This window comes from Pseudomonas sp. XS1P51 (assembly GCF_054897845.1).
Genome location: NZ_CM142707.1, coordinates 5,488,356 through 5,504,711, shown reverse-complemented (window position 1 = coordinate 5,504,711; position 16,356 = coordinate 5,488,356). Strand labels below are relative to the sequence as shown.

15 protein-coding genes are annotated in these 16,356 nt (G+C 60.3%); 4 read left to right on the top strand and 11 right to left on the bottom strand.

What is annotated here, in order from left to right:
- Nucleotides 1–119 precede the first annotated feature (119 nt).
- The 3 genes from ACYZUD_RS25525 to ACYZUD_RS25515 all read right to left on the bottom strand — a co-directional run bounded on the left by ACYZUD_RS25525 (nucleotide 120) and on the right by ACYZUD_RS25515 (nucleotide 2,821).
- The gene (locus ACYZUD_RS25525) at nucleotides 120–1,091 is read right to left on the bottom strand and encodes a thymidylate synthase (protein ID WP_462020693.1); all 972 of its coding nucleotides are present in this window, start codon (nucleotides 1,089–1,091) and stop codon (nucleotides 120–122) included.
- Between the two features lie 48 nt (nucleotides 1,092–1,139).
- Nucleotides 1,140–1,955 (bottom strand): prolipoprotein diacylglyceryl transferase, encoded by an 816-nt coding sequence (gene lgt / locus ACYZUD_RS25520; protein WP_462020692.1) that lies wholly within the window; start codon nucleotides 1,953–1,955, stop codon nucleotides 1,140–1,142.
- A gap of 83 nt (nucleotides 1,956–2,038) precedes the next feature.
- A complete protein-coding gene (locus ACYZUD_RS25515) occupies nucleotides 2,039–2,821 on the bottom strand; it encodes a sulfite exporter TauE/SafE family protein (protein ID WP_462020691.1) in 783 nt (260 codons plus the stop codon).
- Between the two features lie 134 nt (nucleotides 2,822–2,955).
- On the opposite strand from ACYZUD_RS25515, the gene ACYZUD_RS25510 reads away from it, so the two are divergent.
- The gene (locus tag ACYZUD_RS25510; RefSeq protein WP_462020690.1) at nucleotides 2,956–3,702 is read left to right on the top strand and encodes an NRDE family protein; all 747 of its coding nucleotides are present in this window, start codon (nucleotides 2,956–2,958) and stop codon (nucleotides 3,700–3,702) included.
- 114 nt (nucleotides 3,703–3,816) lie between these two features.
- Here ACYZUD_RS25510 and ptsP read toward each other — a convergent pair whose 3' ends face one another.
- Together ptsP and ACYZUD_RS25500 are read right to left on the bottom strand one after the other, a co-directional pair.
- Complete coding sequence (gene ptsP, locus ACYZUD_RS25505; protein ID WP_462020689.1) at nucleotides 3,817–6,096, bottom strand: phosphoenolpyruvate--protein phosphotransferase; 2,280 nt, start codon at nucleotides 6,094–6,096, stop codon at nucleotides 3,817–3,819.
- A gap of 22 nt (nucleotides 6,097–6,118) precedes the next feature.
- Nucleotides 6,119–6,598, bottom strand: a complete 480-nt coding sequence (locus ACYZUD_RS25500; protein WP_007897732.1) for an RNA pyrophosphohydrolase — start codon at nucleotides 6,596–6,598, stop codon at nucleotides 6,119–6,121.
- Nucleotides 6,599–6,741: 143 nt separating this feature from the next.
- Between ACYZUD_RS25500 and ACYZUD_RS25495 the strand changes: the two genes are divergently transcribed.
- On the top strand, nucleotides 6,742–7,398 hold the full coding sequence (locus ACYZUD_RS25495) for a histidinol-phosphatase (RefSeq protein ID WP_462020688.1): 657 nt from the start codon (nucleotides 6,742–6,744) through the stop codon (nucleotides 7,396–7,398).
- Nucleotides 7,399–7,518: 120 nt separating this feature from the next.
- Here the strand turns inward: ACYZUD_RS25495 and ACYZUD_RS25490 are convergent, their stop codons facing one another.
- Both ACYZUD_RS25490 and ilvA read right to left on the bottom strand, forming a co-directional pair.
- Nucleotides 7,519–7,944 (bottom strand): DUF2269 domain-containing protein, encoded by a 426-nt coding sequence (locus ACYZUD_RS25490; RefSeq protein WP_462020687.1) that lies wholly within the window; start codon nucleotides 7,942–7,944, stop codon nucleotides 7,519–7,521.
- Between the two features lie 39 nt (nucleotides 7,945–7,983).
- On the bottom strand, nucleotides 7,984–9,498 hold the full coding sequence (gene ilvA / locus ACYZUD_RS25485) for a threonine ammonia-lyase, biosynthetic (RefSeq protein WP_462020686.1): 1,515 nt from the start codon (nucleotides 9,496–9,498) through the stop codon (nucleotides 7,984–7,986).
- Nucleotides 9,499–9,800: 302 nt separating this feature from the next.
- Between ilvA and rpiA the strand changes: the two genes are divergently transcribed.
- Nucleotides 9,801–10,475 (top strand): ribose-5-phosphate isomerase RpiA, encoded by a 675-nt coding sequence (gene rpiA / locus ACYZUD_RS25480; RefSeq protein WP_046053732.1) that lies wholly within the window; start codon nucleotides 9,801–9,803, stop codon nucleotides 10,473–10,475.
- Nucleotides 10,476–10,603: 128 nt separating this feature from the next.
- Here rpiA and ACYZUD_RS25475 read toward each other — a convergent pair whose 3' ends face one another.
- From ACYZUD_RS25475 to ACYZUD_RS25460, 4 genes are all read right to left on the bottom strand, one after another.
- Nucleotides 10,604–11,521: an SdiA-regulated domain-containing protein gene (locus ACYZUD_RS25475; RefSeq protein WP_462020685.1), complete on the bottom strand. Its 918-nt coding sequence runs from the start codon at nucleotides 11,519–11,521 to the stop codon at nucleotides 10,604–10,606.
- A 117-nt stretch (nucleotides 11,522–11,638) separates the two neighbouring features.
- Nucleotides 11,639–12,568: an SdiA-regulated domain-containing protein gene (locus tag ACYZUD_RS25470; protein WP_462020684.1), complete on the bottom strand. Its 930-nt coding sequence runs from the start codon at nucleotides 12,566–12,568 to the stop codon at nucleotides 11,639–11,641.
- Nucleotides 12,569–12,784: 216 nt separating this feature from the next.
- Nucleotides 12,785–13,450, bottom strand: a complete 666-nt coding sequence (locus tag ACYZUD_RS25465) for a fumarylacetoacetate hydrolase family protein (protein ID WP_462020683.1) — start codon at nucleotides 13,448–13,450, stop codon at nucleotides 12,785–12,787.
- A 23-nt stretch (nucleotides 13,451–13,473) separates the two neighbouring features.
- Nucleotides 13,474–14,868, bottom strand: coding sequence for an FAD-binding oxidoreductase (locus tag ACYZUD_RS25460; protein ID WP_462020682.1), 1,395 nt, complete (start codon nucleotides 14,866–14,868; stop codon nucleotides 13,474–13,476).
- A gap of 203 nt (nucleotides 14,869–15,071) precedes the next feature.
- Here ACYZUD_RS25460 and serA point away from each other — a divergent pair, with 203 nt between their 5' ends.
- Nucleotides 15,072–16,301 carry a phosphoglycerate dehydrogenase gene (gene serA, locus ACYZUD_RS25455; protein ID WP_462020681.1) on the top strand — a complete coding sequence of 410 codons (1,230 nt, stop codon included), beginning with the start codon at nucleotides 15,072–15,074 and terminating at the stop codon, nucleotides 16,299–16,301.
- The last annotated feature ends 55 nt before the right edge of the window (nucleotides 16,302–16,356 follow it).

Sequence of the window (16,356 nt, the reverse complement as noted above, 5' to 3'; positions counted from 1 at the left end):
CCACAAATCAACTGTGGGAGCGAGCCTGCTCGCGATGGCGGTCTGACCGTCAACATTTATGCTGAATGTGACGGCCTCATCGCGAGCAGGCTCGCTCCCACAGGGTTGTGCGCTAAAGCTTAGACCGCCATCGGCGCGGTCATCGGCGCATGGTGCTCATAGCCTTCCAGCGAAAAATCGCTCGGTTCGATCAGCTCCAGCCATTCCGGCTGGTACACACCCGTCTTGGCAAACTCCGGCACACGGTCGGAAATCACCAGTTTCGGCATCGGGAACGGCTCGCGCTTGAGCTGTTCGTTGAGCATGTCCAGGTGGTTTTCGTAGACGTGGGCGTCACCGATGAAATAGGTGAACCAGCGCGGCGTGTAGCCGGTCAGGCGACCGATCAGGCTCAACAGCGCGGCGCCTTCGGTGAGGTTGAACGGCGTGCCCAGGCCCAAATCGTTGGACCGGATGTAGAGGGTCAACGAAATCTCTTGGGTCTCGACATTCGGGTGGAACTGGTACAGCAAGTGGCACGGCGGCAGGGCCATCTCATCAAGCTGGGCGACGTTCCAGCCGTGGAACAGAATGCGACGGCTGCCCGGATCCTTGATGATGGTGTCCACGCACTGACGAATCTGGTCGATCGCCTTGTACAGCACCACGTAAGCCTGACCGTCTTCTTCGCCTTCAGCGATCTGGCGATAGCCTTGCTTCAGGGTCTGCTCGATGGCCGCCTGATTGCTGAGCGGGATCTGCTTGTACGCCGGCCATTTGCGCCATTGCACGCCGTAGATCTCGCCGAGGTCGTCTTCGCCCTGACGGAACGGGTTGGCCAGCCATTGGGCGTTTTCGTTGGCGTTCTGGTCCCAGACCTTGCAGCCCAGAGCACGAAACTCGGCGGCGTTGTTCACCCCGCGCAGGAAACCACACATCTCGCCGATGGCCGATTTGAACGCCATTTTGCGGGTGGTGATCGCCGGGAAACCTTCCTTCAGGTCATAACGCAACATCGCGCCTGGAAAACTGATGGTGTTCACGCCGGTGCGGTTGGCTTGCTTGGTGCCGTTCTTGATGACGTGGGCGACCAGTTCGAGATATTGCTTCATGAGTTACCTGTGTCCTTGAACCCGGGACCGTCGCCCCGGGGTTCGAATTTATAGCGCGGCGTTAGCTGGAGCGGCCGGGGCGCGGTGGTACGCCAGCCAGATCAGGAACAGACCGCCGACGATCATCGGGACGCACAGCACCTGACCCATGGTCAGCCAGTTCCAGGCCAGATAGCCCAGTTGCGCGTCCGGCACGCGGACGAATTCCACAATGAAACGGAAGATGCCATAGAACAGCGCGAACATCCCGGACACCGCCATGGTCGGCCGCGGCTTGCGCGAGAACAACCAGAGGATCAAGAACAACGCCACGCCTTCCAGCGCGAACTGATACAGCTGCGACGGGTGACGCGGCAGCTGCGCCGGATCGCTGAACGGCGGGAAGATCATTGCCCAAGGGACGTCGGTCGCCTTGCCCCACAACTCGGCGTTGATGAAGTTGCCGATACGCCCGGCGCCCAGACCGATCGGCACCATCGGTGCGACGAAGTCCATCAGTTGGAAGAACGACTTGCCGTTCTTTTTGCCAAACCACAACGCCGCCAGCATCACACCGATGAAGCCGCCATGGAATGACATGCCGCCCTTCCACACTTCGAAGATCAGCGTCGGGTTGGCGAGGTAAGCGTGCAGATCGTAGAACAACACATAACCCAGGCGGCCGCCGACGATCACCCCCATCGACATCCAGAACACCATGTCGGAGAGCTTCTCCTTGGTCCAGGTCGGGTCGAAGCGGTTGAGCCGGCGCGAAGCCAGCCACCACGCACCGCCGATGCCGATCAGGTACATCAGGCCGTACCAGTGGATTTTCAGCGGACCGATGGCCAGGGCCACCGGGTCGATCTGCGGGTAAGGCAGCATTGCGACTCCTCGTTAGAGTTGAAACCTTCAAAATTCCCGGGCGACGCTGCCACCTCAGGATTAAGCCAGGATTGCGCTGTGGGTCAGAGCAGGAAATTCAGGCCCACGCAGAACAGCAAAGCGGCAAACAGTCTTTTCAGCAACCTCGGCGATAGCCTGTGGGCCAGTCGTGCACCGAGGCGGGCGAAGACCATGCTGGTCAGGGCGATCCCCAGCAACGCCGGCAAATAAATAAAACCGAGACTATGGGCCGGCAGCAACGGATCGTGCCAGCCCAGAATCATGAAACTTAATGCACTGGCCAGTGCGATCGGCAGCCCACAGGCAGACGACGTCGCTACCGCTTGCTGCATCGGCACGCTGCGCCAGGTCAGGAACGGCACGGTCAGCGAACCGCCGCCAATCCCGAAAATCGCCGAGGCCCAGCCAATTACGCTACCGGCCACGGTCAGACCGACTTTACCCGGCACCGTTCGACTGGCCTTGGGTTTGACGTCCAGCGCCAGTTGCGCGGCGATGACCAGGGCGAATACACCGATGATTTTCTGCAGGTTTGGCCCGGAGATCGCTTCAGCCGTCAGCGCACCGAAACCGGCACCGATCAGAATGCCGAGGGTCATCCAGGCAAAAATCGGCCAACGCACGGCGCCGCGACGGTGATGCTCGCGCACCGCGTTGACCGAGGTAAAGATGATCGTTGCCAGGGACGTGCCGACCGCCAGGTGGGTCAGGATCGACGCATCAAAGCCCTGCAAGGTGAAACTGAACACCAGCACCGGGACAATAATGATCCCGCCACCGACCCCGAACAGCCCGGCCAGCACGCCTGCGCAGGCGCCGAGCGCCAGATAGAGCAGAAATTCCATGGATCATCCCACTCTTCACCCAAAACCGGAGCGGCATGGTAACGGATGCACGGCCTTGGGCTCCACTGCGGATGGCGATAGATCGACAGGCGATGACTGCGTAGAGTGGGCAAAAAACACACAAGGACCACCTTATGTGCCTGATTGTTTTCGCCTGGCGACCGGGTCACGCCCAGCCGCTGATCGTAGCGGCCAACCGCGACGAATTCTATGCCCGCCCCAGCCTGCCCCTGGCGCAATGGCCCGAAACGCCGCAAGTCTATGCCGGTCGCGACCTGGAGGCCGGCGGCACCTGGCTCGGGGTCGGCGCCAATGGACGCTTCGCCGCGCTGACCAATATCCGCGATCCCCATCAACCGCCCGCGCGAAAATCGCGAGGTGAACTGGTGGCGCGGTTTCTCAGCGGGGATATGCCGATTGATGACTATTTGAGCGACGTTGTCGGACGTTCGGTCGAATATGCCGGATTCAACCTGCTAGTCGGCAATGCCAACGAGCTGTGGCACTTCAATGCTCGAAAGACTGAGGCGATGATGTTGGCGTCGGGGGTTTATGGGTTGTCGAACGCGGGGCTGGATACGCCGTGGCCGAAGCTGCTCAAGGCTCGGGCGGCCTTGGAGGAAGTGCTGGACGATCCGCAGCCTCAGGCGCTATTGGCGCTGCTGAATGATCCGCAGACGGCGCCGTTTGCCGAGTTGCCGGATACCGGAGTGGGGCTGGCCACCGAGACGTTATTGTCGAGTGTGTTTATTGCCAGCCCGACTTATGGAACGCGGGCGAGCACGGCGCTGATTGTTCAGGCGGACGGGACGCGGCATATGCTCGAAAGGAGTTTCGGGCCGTATGGGGGGCATTTGGGCGAGGTGGAGATCAGGGTTTAGATCGTTGTTGTCTGGACTGGCCTCATCGCGAGCAGGCTCGCTCCCACATTGAATTTGCGATCGACACAAATCCCCTGTGGGAGCGAGCCTGCTCGCGATGAGGCCATCAGCATTTTAGAGCGTCTTGACCGAAGCCGGATTGATCATCCGCGCCAACCCAAGGTTCTTCAGCGCCAGTTGCAGCGAGCTGTGGATAACTTGCGGGTTGTCGATGGTCATCAGTTCCGCGAGCAACTCCTTGGCCTTGCTCAGGTTGATCTGACGCAGCATCCACTTCACTTTCGGCAGGTTGGTGGCGTTCATCGACAGGCTGTCGAAGCCCATCGCCATCAACAACACCGCCGCCGCCGGGTCACCGGCCATTTCACCGCAGATGCTCACGGGCTTGCCTTCGGCATGGGCGTCACGCACCACGTTCTGCAAGGCCTGAAGCACCGCCGGGTGCAAGTAGTCGTAGAGATCGGCCACCCGTGGGTTGTTCCGGTCCACGGCCAGCAGGTACTGGGTCAGGTCGTTGGAGCCGACCGACAGGAAGTCCACTTGCCGCGCCAGTTCCTTGGTCTGATAAACCGCCGCCGGAATCTCGATCATCACGCCAATCGGCGGCATCGGCACGTCGGTGCCTTCATCGCGCACTTCGCCCCAGGCCCGGTGAATCAGGTGCAGGGCTTCTTCCAGTTCATGGGTGCCGGAGATCATCGGCAACAGAATCCGCAGATTGTTCAGGCCTTCGCTGGCCTTGAGCATCGCGCGGGTCTGCACCAGGAAGATTTCCGGGTGGTCGAGGGTCACGCGAATGCCGCGCCAGCCAAGGAACGGGTTGTCTTCCTTGATCGGGAAGTACGACAGCGACTTGTCGCCGCCGATGTCCAGGCTGCGCATGGTCACCGGTTGCGGATGGAATGCGGCGAGTTGCTCGCGATAGATCGCCAGTTGCTCTTTTTCGCTCGGGAAGCGCTGGTTGATCATGAACGGCACTTCGGTGCGGTACAGACCGACACCTTCAGCGCCGCGCTTCTGCGCCCGCGCCACATCCGCCAGCAGGCCGGTGTTGACCCACAGCGGCATGCGGTGGCCGTCGAGGGTCACGCACGGCAAGTCCCGCAATGCATCCAGCCCGAGGGCCAGTTGCTTCTCTTCCTCGACCACTTCGGCGAACTGCTTGCGCAACACTTCGCTAGGGTTGGTGTAGACCTCGCCGTGGTAGCCGTCGACGATCATCTGGATGCCGTCGACTTTCGAATACGGCAAGTCGACCAGGCCCATCACCGTCGGGATGCCCATGGCGCGTGCCAGGATCGCCACGTGGGAGTTGCCGGAACCGAGTACCGACACCAGACCCACCAGCTTGCCTTCCGGCACTTCGCCGAGCATTGCCGGCGTCAGTTCTTCGCTGATCAGGATGGTGTTGTCGGGGTAGACCAGGGTTTGCTGACGCTCCTCCTGCAAGTAAGCCAGCAAGCGCCGGCCAAGGTCTTTGACGTCCGAGGCGCGCTCACGCAGGTAGGCGTCGTCCATCAATTCGAAACGGTTGACGTGTTCGGTGACCACCTGACGCAGCGCGCCCTGGGCCCACTGGCCGGTCTTGATCACGGTGGTGATTTCGCTGCCGAGCGAGGCATCGTCGAGCATCATCAGGTAAACATCGAACAGCGCGCGCTCTTCCGGGCGCAACTGGTTCGCCAGCTTGGCGGACAAGGCGCGCATGTCGGCGCGCACGCCTTCGATGGCGGTCTTGAACAGCCCAAGCTCCGCGTCGATGTCGGTGATGGTCTTGTCGGGCACCACGTCCAGATCGGCCGGCGGCAGCATGACCACCGCGGTACCGACCGCCGCACCCGGAGAGCCCGGTACGCCGACGAACTTGGCTTCCTGAATGCCCTTGCCCTGACGGCCCAGGCCACGGATCGAACCGGTGGCCTCGGCGTGGGCGATAACGCCGGCAAGCTGTGCGCTCATGGTCACGAGGAAGGCTTCTTCACCTTCGTCGAACTGGCGGCGTTCCTTTTGCTGAATGACCAACACGCCGACAACGCGGCGGTGGTGAATGATCGGCGCCCCGAGGAATGAGGCATAGCGCTCTTCACCGGTCTCGGCGAAGTAGCGGTAGCGCGGGTGATCCGCGGCGTTTTCGAGGTTCAGGGGTTCTTCACGCGTGCCGACCAGGCCGACCAGACCTTCGTTGGGTGCCATGCTGACTTTGCCGATCGAGCGCTTGTTCAAGCCCTCGGTCGCCATCAGCACGAAGCGGTTGGTCTCGGGGTCAAGCAGGTAGACCGAGCAGACCTGGCTGCCCATGGCCTCTTTGACGCGCAACACAATAATCCCCAACGCCGCCTTGAGATCCTTGGCGGAGTTAACTTCCTGGACGATCTTGCGCAGCGTATTGAGCATGGCTCGGGGTCGAACTCCGTCGTCAGTCGCGCGCTAAAAGGCGCGGGGCAAGCTCTTTGAGAGCGCGTCGATAAACCTCGCGCTTGAATGTCACCACCTGGCCCAACGGATACCAATAACTGACCCAGCGCCAGCCATCGAATTCCGGTTTACCGGTCAAATCCATCCGCACCCGCTGCTCGTTGGAGATCAGGCGCAGGAGAAACCATTTCTGTTTCTGGCCAATGCACAGCGGTTGGCTGTGGGTCCTGACCAGACGTTGCGGCAAACGATAGCGCAACCAGCCCCGGGTGCAGGCGAGAATTTCAACATCTTCGCGCTCCAGGCCCACTTCTTCGTTCAACTCGCGGTACAAGGCGTCTTCCGGCGTCTCCTGGGGGTTGATCCCTCCCTGTGGAAACTGCCAGGCATCTTGATTGATACGGCGAGCCCATAGCACCTGGCCGGCATCATTCGTGAGAATGATCCCGACATTAGGGCGGAAACCATCGGGGTCGATCACGGCAACAACCTCGCAAACGCATGTCGCCGCATTGTTCCACAAAGGTTGTGAAAGCAGCAACGAGCCGGCCTACCTTATGTGCACTCTTGTGAAAAGTCCGTATTCTGGACGCCTTTCTACAGACTTTTCAGCGAGTAACTGCAATGCGGCTGGCTTTATTCGACTTGGACAACACGCTTCTGGGCGGTGACAGTGACCACGCCTGGGGCGATTACCTGTGCGAACGCGGCTTCCTCGACGCCGTCGCCTACAAGGCACGCAACGACGAGTTCTATCAGGATTACCTGGCCGGCAAGCTGGATAACGACGCCTACCTGAACTTTTGCCTGGAAGTGCTCGGCCGTACCGAAATGGCCACGCTGGATCAATGGCACCTGGATTACATGCGCGACTGCATCGAACCGATCGTGCTGCCCAAGGCGATCGAACTGCTGGCCAAACACCGTGAGGCTGGTGACAAACTGGTGATCATCACCGCCACCAACCGTTTTGTTACCGGGCCGATTGCCCAGCGCCTGGGCGTCGAAACCCTGATCGCCACCGAATGCGAAATGCAGGACGGCCGCTACACCGGGCGCAGCACCGACGTTCCGTGCTTCCGGGAAGGCAAGGTGACACGGTTGAATCGATGGTTGGAAGAGACCGGGCATTCGCTGGAAGACAGTTACTTCTACAGCGACTCGATGAATGATTTGCCGCTGCTGGAGCAGGTGTCGAATCCGGTGGCAGTCGATCCTGATGCGAATTTGCGTAGCGAAGCCGAGAAGCGCGGTTGGCCGGTGATTACGCTGCGCGACTGATATCGCCTTCGCGAACAGGCTCGCTCCCACAAGGGTTTGCGCTGGTCACACAATTGTCGTCTTGCACAAATCCCTGTGGGAGCGAGCCTGCTCGCGAAGGGGCCAGCTCGGTCCCAAGCCTTAAACCGGCTTCGCGCCCATCAACCCCGCAATCGCGATAAAACAGACAAAGCTGAACAGTGCGAGGGCAAAGGTGAACTTGCCGTTGCCTCCCGGCGCAGTGCGCAGCTTGTTGAGCCGCACCAGCAACCAGAACCAGCCCAACGCCGCCACCGTGTAAAGCACGCTGGAAGCCAGCAACCAGGTCTGCCCCAACGGCCAGCCCACCAGATGCACCATCCACCAACCGGTAAACGGCATGCTCAGCAGCGCCAGGCCCATCACCAGCCAGATAAACACCTGTGGCCGCTGCAACGTGCGGGTGTGAGCCGTCGCATCACCATTACGCCGCGTGCGCCAGACCCAGATCACCAGTCCCAGTGCGCTGATCAACAGCAGCACCGTTGCCACGATATGCGCCACTTTCAGGGCGGTTAACGTTTCCATTGTTCGATTTCCTTATGGCCTGCCCATCAGCGTAGCCGTTCAGCCAAGAAACAGCTGATAGGCCGGGTTGTCGCTTTCGTCCCAGTACGGGTAGCCGATTTCTTCCAGTGCCGCAGGCACCAGATGACGTTCTTCGTGAGGCACCTGCAGCCCGGCGACCACGCGGCCATCCGCCGCGCCGTGGTTGCGGTAGTGGAACATCGAAATGTTCCAGCGCCCACCGAGCTTGTTGAGGAAGTTGAACAGCGCACCCGGGCGCTCCGGGAATTCGAAGCGCAGAATCACTTCGTCGACCACATGAGCCGCACGGCCACCCACCATGTGGCGGATGTGCAACTTGGCCAGTTCGTTGTCGGTCAGGTCGATCACCGGGAAGCCCTGATCGCTGAGGCTGGCGATCAGCGCACTGCGTGGGTCGGTATCCGGGTGCGTCTGCACGCCAACGAAGATGTGCGCTTCGCTGCCGGTGTTGTAGCGGTAGTTGAATTCGGTGATCTGGCGCTTGCCGATGGCTTCGCAGAACGCCTTGAAGCTGCCCGGCTTCTCGGGGATGGTCACGGCGATGATGGCCTCGCGGCCCTCGCCCAGTTCGGCGCGCTCGGCAACGTGACGCAGGCGGTCGAAGTTGACGTTGGCGCCGGAGTCGATGGCCACAAAGGTATGCCCGGTGACGCCGCGTTGCTCGACGTACTTCTTGATCCCGGCCACGCCCAGGGCGCCGGCAGGTTCAGTGATCGAGCGGGTATCGTCGTAGATATCCTTGATCGCCGCGCAGATCTCGTCGGTGCTGACGGTGATCACTTCATCGACATAGTCTTTGCAGATGTCGAAGGTGTGCTGGCCGATCTGCGCCACGGCGACGCCGTCGGCGAAGATGCCCACGGTCGGCAGAATCACGCGCTCACCCGCCGCCATGGCGGCTTGCAGGCAGTTGGAATCGTCCGGTTCGACGCCGATGATTTTGATTTCCGGGCGCAGGTATTTCACGTACGCCGCAATGCCGGCGATCAGCCCGCCGCCGCCCACCGGAACGAAAATCGCATCCAGACGCCCAGGGTGCTGGCGCAGAATCTCCATCGCCACCGTACCCTGCCCGGCAATGGTGTGGGGATCGTCGTACGGGTGAATGTAGACGTAGCCTTTTTCGTCGACCAGTTTCAGCGAGTAAGCCAGGGCTTCCGGGAACGAATCGCCGTGCAGCACCACTTTGCCGCCACGTGAACGCACGCCTTCGACTTTGATCTCCGGGGTGGTCTTGGGCATCACGATGGTGGCTTTCACGCCCAACACCTTGGCTGCCAGGGCCAGGCCTTGCGCGTGGTTACCCGCCGAAGCGGTGACCACACCGCGAGCGCGCTCTTCATCGGACAACTGCGTGAGCTTGTTGTAGGCGCCGCGAATCTTGAACGAGAACACGGGCTGCAAGTCTTCGCGCTTGAGCCAAATGTTGTTGCCCAGCCGCTCGGAGAGCTGGCGGGCCGTCTGCAATGGGGTTTCTACGGCAACGTCATAAACGCGCGAGGTGAGGATCTTTTTGACGTACTGTTCGAGCATCGGAAAGCATCACTGAGCGGGTTGGGCAGGGCCAAGGAGTCTAACCCGGCTTTTGCCTGAGCGACCACACTAAACAGGTGGTTTTACACCCTCATGCAATACCTGTGGCGAGGGGGCTTGCCCCCGTTCGGCTGCGAAGCAGTCGTAAAACCAGTGCACGCGATGTAACTGAAGGAATGCAGGGGAGCGCTTCGCACTCCAACGGGGGCAAGCCCCCTCGCCACAGGAGTGTTTCCCCCTGTCCCATCGCGGAGCCTATAATGCCGGCCTTTCGTTCCCTACTTCGGCACTTCGGAGCCCGCATGACCCAGGATCAACTCAAACAGGCAGTGGCCCAGGCCGCCGTCGACTTCATCCTCCCGAAACTCGACGACAAGAGCATCGTCGGGGTCGGCACCGGCTCCACCGCCAATTGCTTCATCGACGCCCTGGCCAAGCATAAAGGTGCGTTCGACGGCGCGGTTGCCAGCTCCGAAGCCACCGCCGCCCGCCTCAAGGGCCATGGCATTCCGGTGTATGAGCTGAACACCGTCAGCGACCTGGAGTTCTACGTCGACGGCGCCGACGAAAGCGACGAGCACCTGAACCTGATCAAGGGCGGCGGCGCAGCCCTGACCCGCGAGAAGATCGTCGCGGCCGTGGCCAAGACCTTCATCTGCATCGCCGACGCCAGCAAACTGGTGCCGGTCCTCGGCGAGTTCCCGCTGCCGGTGGAAGTGATCCCGATGGCCCGCAGCCACGTGGCCCGCGAACTGGTGAAGCTCGGTGGCGACCCGGTTTACCGTGAAGGCGTGCTGACCGACAACGGCAACATCATCCTCGACGTGTTCAACATGCAGATCACCAACCCGGTGGAGCTGGAAACGCAGATCAATGCGATCGTCGGCGTGGTGACCAATGGGTTGTTCGCGGCGCGTCCGGCGGACCTGCTGTTGCTGGGCACCAGCGAAGGCGTGAAAACCCTGCGCGCCGAGTAAATCCGGCACGCCGATAAACCTGTGGGAGCGAGCCTGCTCGCGATAGCGGTCTTTCAGTCAACATCTCTATCGACTGACACGGCCTCATCGCGAGCAGGCTCGCTCCCACATTGGTTTTGGGGTGTTTGTTAGTTTTGTGTTGGTTTTTTGAAGACGTAGAACAGGTTCGGCTCGCTCACCAGGTACATCGTGCCGTCGTCATCCATGGCGATCCCTTCTGCTTGCGGCACGGTCTTCTGCAATCCCTGACGGCCCTTGCTCAGGGACATGGTGCTCAGCGGCCGCCCATCCACATCCAGCTCCAGAATCAATCGCGACTCATCGGACAGCGCCAGCAAGTGGCCGCTGCGCTCGTCGTATTGCAGGCTCGACAGGTCTCGCACGAACATCCCGGCATCACGCTTAGGGTTGTTGACCACATGCACCGCGTAGGATTTTTCCGGGTTGTAATGCGGAAAACCCTGCACTTCGTAGATCAGCATCGGGTCGCGCTCCTTGGCGACAAACAGCCGCTTGCCCACTGAATCGTAGGCCAACCCTTCAAAACCCTTGTTGCCACTCATGTGCACGCCGAGGGTGATCTGCTCGGCATCCGCCGCGTCGAGGAACGTCGTGCCCTTCTCCAGATGAATTTTGATCAGCCGCTGCTCGCGTTCGTCCGTGATCACGTAAGTGTCGGCGCTGATGAATTCCACCGCTTCCGGATCGCCGAAACCGACCAGCGAGACGCGTCGAACAATCCGGCCATCCAGGGATAACTCGATCAGCTCGGCGTTTTTGTTGGTGACGGTGAACAGGCTTTTGCGCACAGGATCGAACGTCAGCGCCGAGACATCGTCATCCAGGCCTTCAATGACGCTCGCTTCCAGCACGACCTGGTACTGGTCCAGGCCGATGGACTGAGCGTTCGTCGGCTGCCAGAGCGTATGCAGATTGAACCAGGCACGCTCGAACAGACGCAGGTACTGACCGGCCGCAATCAGCAGGCTCAGGGCAATCACTGACAGGATCAGAATCAGGGGTTTGGGACGGGCAAGTCGACGCATTCGGGCGGGCTCGGATTCAGGACAGGCGGATGAAATACCACGGCAGTCTGAATTGAAGCTTAATGGCCACTAGCCCAGTCCTACAACTGAGCGCCGCAATTCCTACGAACCCAAGGCTTAGAGCTGCTTTTCGAAGCGGTAGAACAGGTTCGGCTCGCTCACCATGTACAGCGTGCCAGCGTCGTCCATGGTCACACCTTCGGCGCGAGGAATGGTCTTCTTCAGACCGTTGAAACCGCCCAGCAAGGTCATGAAGCTGACCTGCTCGCCCTTCTCGTCCAGCTCCAGCAACAGGTGGGAATCGGCGGACAACGCCAGTGTGTGGCCGGTGCGCGGGTCGATGGCCAGGGCCGACAGGTTGCGGATGTCCAGTTCATCACTGGCCAGTTTCTTCTTTTCACCAGTGAGGGTCTGGCTGCCGTCGCTTTTCCACGTGAACAGCGCAGGAGGACGTTCTTCACCCAGCAGCAGTTGCCGATTACGCGGATCCCAGGCAATGGATTCGAACGCCTTATTCTGGTCTGCCGAAGGACCGAGATCGTATTTCGGGAAATGGGCGATGTTCAGCTCGCGGGTATCGGCATCGACCTTGACGATGGAGAGCATGTGCTCGCGTTCATCGACGATGGCCAGCAGACCATTGCCCATCGCGGTCAACCCTTCCGGGTTGCTCCAGCCCACCAGCGGTATTTTGCGCAGCACGTCGCCCTGCAATGACAGCTCGACCAGGAACGGGTTTTTGCCCATCACCGAGAACAGGGTTTTGGTTTGTGGATCGTAGGCCAGGTCGGACGATTCGTCCTTTTCCATGCCCGGCAGCAACTTGGCGTCGATCACGGCCCGGTAATCCGGCAGCCAGACACTCTCCTGGCGTTCGGCCGGGCTTTCGAAGCGCTCCAGCACCCAGAGCACACCGCGATCATCCCAATGCATCGCAAACGCAAGGCCATACGCCGCGGCTGCCATCAGCAAAAGCCAGGAATACCAGCGCATGACAAAGCGCGAGCGGCGGGCAGTTTCAAGCTTGGGCAGCGGTTGGGTGGCCATCGAGGGATGCGTTCCAGAAATTCAGGCTAAGGGTAATAGCACAATTGGGACCGGCTCAGACGCCGGATTCCGCGGAATTATCCAGACAATATGTGAAAAAAACGGCAAATGGCGGGATTACCGTGCGTGGGGAGCCAAGATCAAAAGATCGCAGCCTTCGGCAGCTCCTACAGAGATCGGTGTAGGAGCTGCCGAAGGCTGCGATCTTTTGCCTTTTTAGCGGACGCTGCTGGTGAAGCTGCTGGTGCCCGGCAATTCAAGCACCAATTCGTCGCCCACATTCAGCGGACCGACGCCAACCGGCGTGCCGGTGAGGATCACGTCGCCGGCCTGCAGCGAGAAGCAGCCAGCCATGTGCTGAATCATCGGCACGATCGGGTTGAGCATTGCGCTGCTGTTGCCATCCTGACGAACTTCGCCGTTGATGGTCAGGCGGATGCCGATGTCAGTCAGGTCGGCGAAAGTGCTGCCGGCCACGAACGGAGCAATCACCGCCGCACCGTCGAAAGACTTGGCGATTTCCCACGGCAAGCCCTTGGATTTCAGCTCGGCCTGCTTGTCGCGCAGGGTCAGGTCCAGGGCCGGAGCGAAACCGGAGATCGCGTCGAGCACTTCTTCACGGCTCGGCTTGGTCGACAAAGGCTTGCCGATCAACACGGCGATTTCCGCTTCGTAATGCACCGAGCCGCGCTCGGTCGGAATGCTGAAGCCGCCTTCCAGCGGCACTACGCAACTGCCCGGCTTGATGAACAGCAGGGGTTCTGTAGGCACCGGGTTGTCCAGTTCCTTGGCGTGTTCGGCGTAATTGCGGCCGATGCACACCACTTTCCCGAGCGGGAAGTGAATACGCGTACCGTCGACATACTGGTGCTGATAGCTCATTGACCGACTCCTGGTTCGTTGATTCAAACAGCGAAAATCTTGCCCGGGTTCATGATGCCGTTCGGGTCGAACACCGCTTTGACGGCTTTCATGTACTCGATCTCAACCGGGGAACGGCTGTAGGTCAAGTAGTCCCGCTTGGTCATGCCCACGCCGTGTTCGGCGGAAATCGAACCGTTGTACTTCTCGACCGTTTCGAACACCCACTTGTTGACCGTCGCGCACTTGGCGAAGAACTCGTCCTTGCTCAGGTTATCCGGCTTGAGGATGTTCAAGTGCAGGTTGCCGTCGCCGATGTGGCCGAACCAGACGATTTCGAAGTCCGGGTAGTGTTCGCCGACGATCGCGTCGATTTCCTTCAGGAACGCCGGCACTTTCGAGACAGTGACGGAGATGTCGTTCTTGTACGGCGTCCAGTGGGAGATGGTTTCGGAGATGTATTCGCGCAGCTTCCAGAGGTTCTGCAACTGGGTTTCGCTTTGGCTCATGACACCGTCCAGCACCCAGCCCTGCTCGACGCAGTGCTCGAAGGTTTCCAGGGCGTGGTTAGCCACTTCTTCGGTGGTCGCTTCGAATTCCAGTAGCGCGTAGAACGGGTAATCGGACTCGAACGGCGCCGGCACGTCACCGCGTGCCATGACCTTGGCCAGCGCTTTGTCGGAGAAAAATTCGAACGCCGTCAGATCAAGTTTGCTCTGGAACGCGTGCAATACCGGCATGATCGAGTCGAAATCGGCAGTACCAAGGACCATCGCGGTGAGGTTTTTCGGTGCGCGATCCAGACGCATGGTCGCTTCAACCACAAAACCGAGGGTGCCTTCGGCGCCGATGAACAGCTGGCGCAGGTCGTAGCCCGTGGCGTTCTTGATCAGGTCCTTGTTCAGCTCCAGCAGATCGCCCTTGCCGGTGACGACTTTCATCCCGGCGACCCAGTTGCGGGTCATACCGTAGCGAATGACCTTGATCCCGCCGGCATTGGTGCCGATGTTGCCGCCAATCTGGCTGGAACCTGCCGAGGCGAAGTCCACCGGGTAGTACAGGCCTTTTTCTTCGGCAACGTTCTGCAGATGCTCGGTGACCACGCCCGGCTGACAAACGGCAGTGCGGTCGGTCATGTTCACATCGAGGATCTGGTTCATGTAGTCGAACGACACGACCACTTCGCCATTGGCTGCCACGGCAGCGGCGGACAGCCCGGTGCGACCGCCGGACGGCACCAGCGCCACTTTGTGTTCATTGGCCCAACGGACAATGGCCTGGACCTGCTCGGTGGTCTTGGGAAACACAATGGCCGTCGGGGCGGGGGCAAAATGCTTGGTCCAATCCTTGCCGTAAGCATTCAGGGAGTCGGCATCGGTCAGCACCTTGCCAGGCTCAACCAGGGTCTTCAGCTCATCAATCAGGGCAGGATTGGTCATCGACAGAACTCTCGAACAATTCATGGTCATCCTGAGAACGCTTCACGTCGCAGGAATGAGTGTTAGCGGGGTGCATATGCTAGCATACCGACCCCGCAGCATAGTGCCCAACGGCCATTCTGCGGTGACGGCATTCTTGCCGTCCGGGTCAGCGTCTGCTGGCTATTTCCTGCCATTTTTCTCCGGGATACAGGTTTACGCAGATGAGCAAGACTTCTCTCGATAAGAGCAAGATCAAGTTCCTTCTTCTCGAAGGCGTCCACCAATCGGCTGTCGACGTCCTCAAGTCGGCGGGCTACACCAGCATCGAGTACCTCACAGGTTCTCTGCCGGAAGCCCAGCTGAAGGAAAAGATCGCTGATGCTCACTTCATCGGCATTCGCTCCCGCACTCAACTGACCGAAGAGATCTTCGATCACGCGAAGAAACTGGTGGCTGTTGGCTGTTTCTGCATCGGCACCAACCAGGTCGACCTGAGCGCGGCTCGCGAACGCGGCATCGCGGTGTTCAACGCACCGTACTCCAACACGCGCTCCGTCGCCGAGCTGGTACTGGCCGAAGCGATCCTGTTGCTGCGCGGTATCCCGGAGAAGAACGCTTCCTGCCACCGTGGCGGCTGGATCAAGAGCGCGGCCAACTCCTTCGAAATCCGCGGCAAGAAGCTGGGCATCGTCGGTTACGGTTCGATCGGTACTCAACTGTCGGTCCTGGCTGAAGGCCTGGGCATGCAGGTGTACTTCTACGACACCGTGACCAAGCTGCCATTGGGCAACGCAACGCAAGTTGCCAGCCTGACCGAACTGCTGGGCATGTCCGACATCGTTACCCTGCACGTTCCGGAAACCGCTGCGACCCAGTGGATGATCGGCGAGAAGGAAATCCGCGCCATCAAGAAGGGCGGCATCCTGATCAACGCCGCTCGCGGCACCGTGGTCGAGCTGGACGCCCTGGCGGACGCGATCAAGGACAAGCACCTGATCGGCGCGGCCATCGACGTATTCCCGGTGGAGCCTCGCTCCAACGACGAAGAGTTCGAAAGCCCGCTGCGTGGCCTGGACAACGTGATCCTGACCCCGCACATCGGTGGTTCCACCGCTGAAGCACAGGCCAACATCGGTCTGGAAGTGGCGGAAAAGCTGGTCAAGTACAGCGACAACGGTACGTCGGTATCGTCCGTGAACTTCCCGGAAGTGGCCTTGCCGGCTCACCCTGGCAAGCACCGCCTGTTGCACATCCACGAGAACATTCCGGGTGTGATGAGCGAGATCAACAAGGTCTTCGCCGAAAACGGCATCAACATTTCCGGTCAGTTCCTGCAGACCAACGAGAAAGTCGGCTACGTGGTTATCGACGTAGACGCCGAATACTCGGAACTGGCGCAAGAGAAGCTGCAACACGTCAACGGCACCATCCGTAGCCGCGTGTTGTTCTGATCGCGACTTGAGCGACAAAAAAAGGAGACCTTCGGGTCTCCTTTTTTCATGCCTG

What these genes read in the sequence shown, in the direction of transcription:
- ACYZUD_RS25525 (WP_462020693.1), bottom strand. Translation starts at nt 1,091, where the DNA reads ATGAAGCAATATCTCGAACTGGTCGCCCACGTCATCAAGAACGGCACC.
- lgt (WP_462020692.1), bottom strand. Translation starts at nt 1,955, where the DNA reads ATGCTGCCTTACCCGCAGATCGACCCGGTGGCCCTGGCCATCGGTCCG.
- ACYZUD_RS25515 (WP_462020691.1), bottom strand. Translation starts at nt 2,821, where the DNA reads ATGGAATTTCTGCTCTATCTGGCGCTCGGCGCCTGCGCAGGCGTGCTG.
- ACYZUD_RS25510 (WP_462020690.1), top strand. Translation starts at nt 2,956, where the DNA reads ATGTGCCTGATTGTTTTCGCCTGGCGACCGGGTCACGCCCAGCCGCTG.
- ptsP (WP_462020689.1), bottom strand. Translation starts at nt 6,096, where the DNA reads ATGCTCAATACGCTGCGCAAGATCGTCCAGGAAGTTAACTCCGCCAAG.
- ACYZUD_RS25495 (WP_462020688.1), top strand. Translation starts at nt 6,742, where the DNA reads ATGCGGCTGGCTTTATTCGACTTGGACAACACGCTTCTGGGCGGTGAC.
- ACYZUD_RS25490 (WP_462020687.1), bottom strand. Translation starts at nt 7,944, where the DNA reads ATGGAAACGTTAACCGCCCTGAAAGTGGCGCATATCGTGGCAACGGTG.
- ilvA (WP_462020686.1), bottom strand. Translation starts at nt 9,498, where the DNA reads ATGCTCGAACAGTACGTCAAAAAGATCCTCACCTCGCGCGTTTATGAC.
- rpiA (WP_046053732.1), top strand. Translation starts at nt 9,801, where the DNA reads ATGACCCAGGATCAACTCAAACAGGCAGTGGCCCAGGCCGCCGTCGAC.
- ACYZUD_RS25475 (WP_462020685.1), bottom strand. Translation starts at nt 11,521, where the DNA reads ATGCGTCGACTTGCCCGTCCCAAACCCCTGATTCTGATCCTGTCAGTG.
- ACYZUD_RS25470 (WP_462020684.1), bottom strand. Translation starts at nt 12,568, where the DNA reads ATGGCCACCCAACCGCTGCCCAAGCTTGAAACTGCCCGCCGCTCGCGC.
- ACYZUD_RS25465 (WP_462020683.1), bottom strand. Translation starts at nt 13,450, where the DNA reads ATGAGCTATCAGCACCAGTATGTCGACGGTACGCGTATTCACTTCCCG.
- ACYZUD_RS25460 (WP_462020682.1), bottom strand. Translation starts at nt 14,868, where the DNA reads ATGACCAATCCTGCCCTGATTGATGAGCTGAAGACCCTGGTTGAGCCT.
- serA (WP_462020681.1), top strand. Translation starts at nt 15,072, where the DNA reads ATGAGCAAGACTTCTCTCGATAAGAGCAAGATCAAGTTCCTTCTTCTC.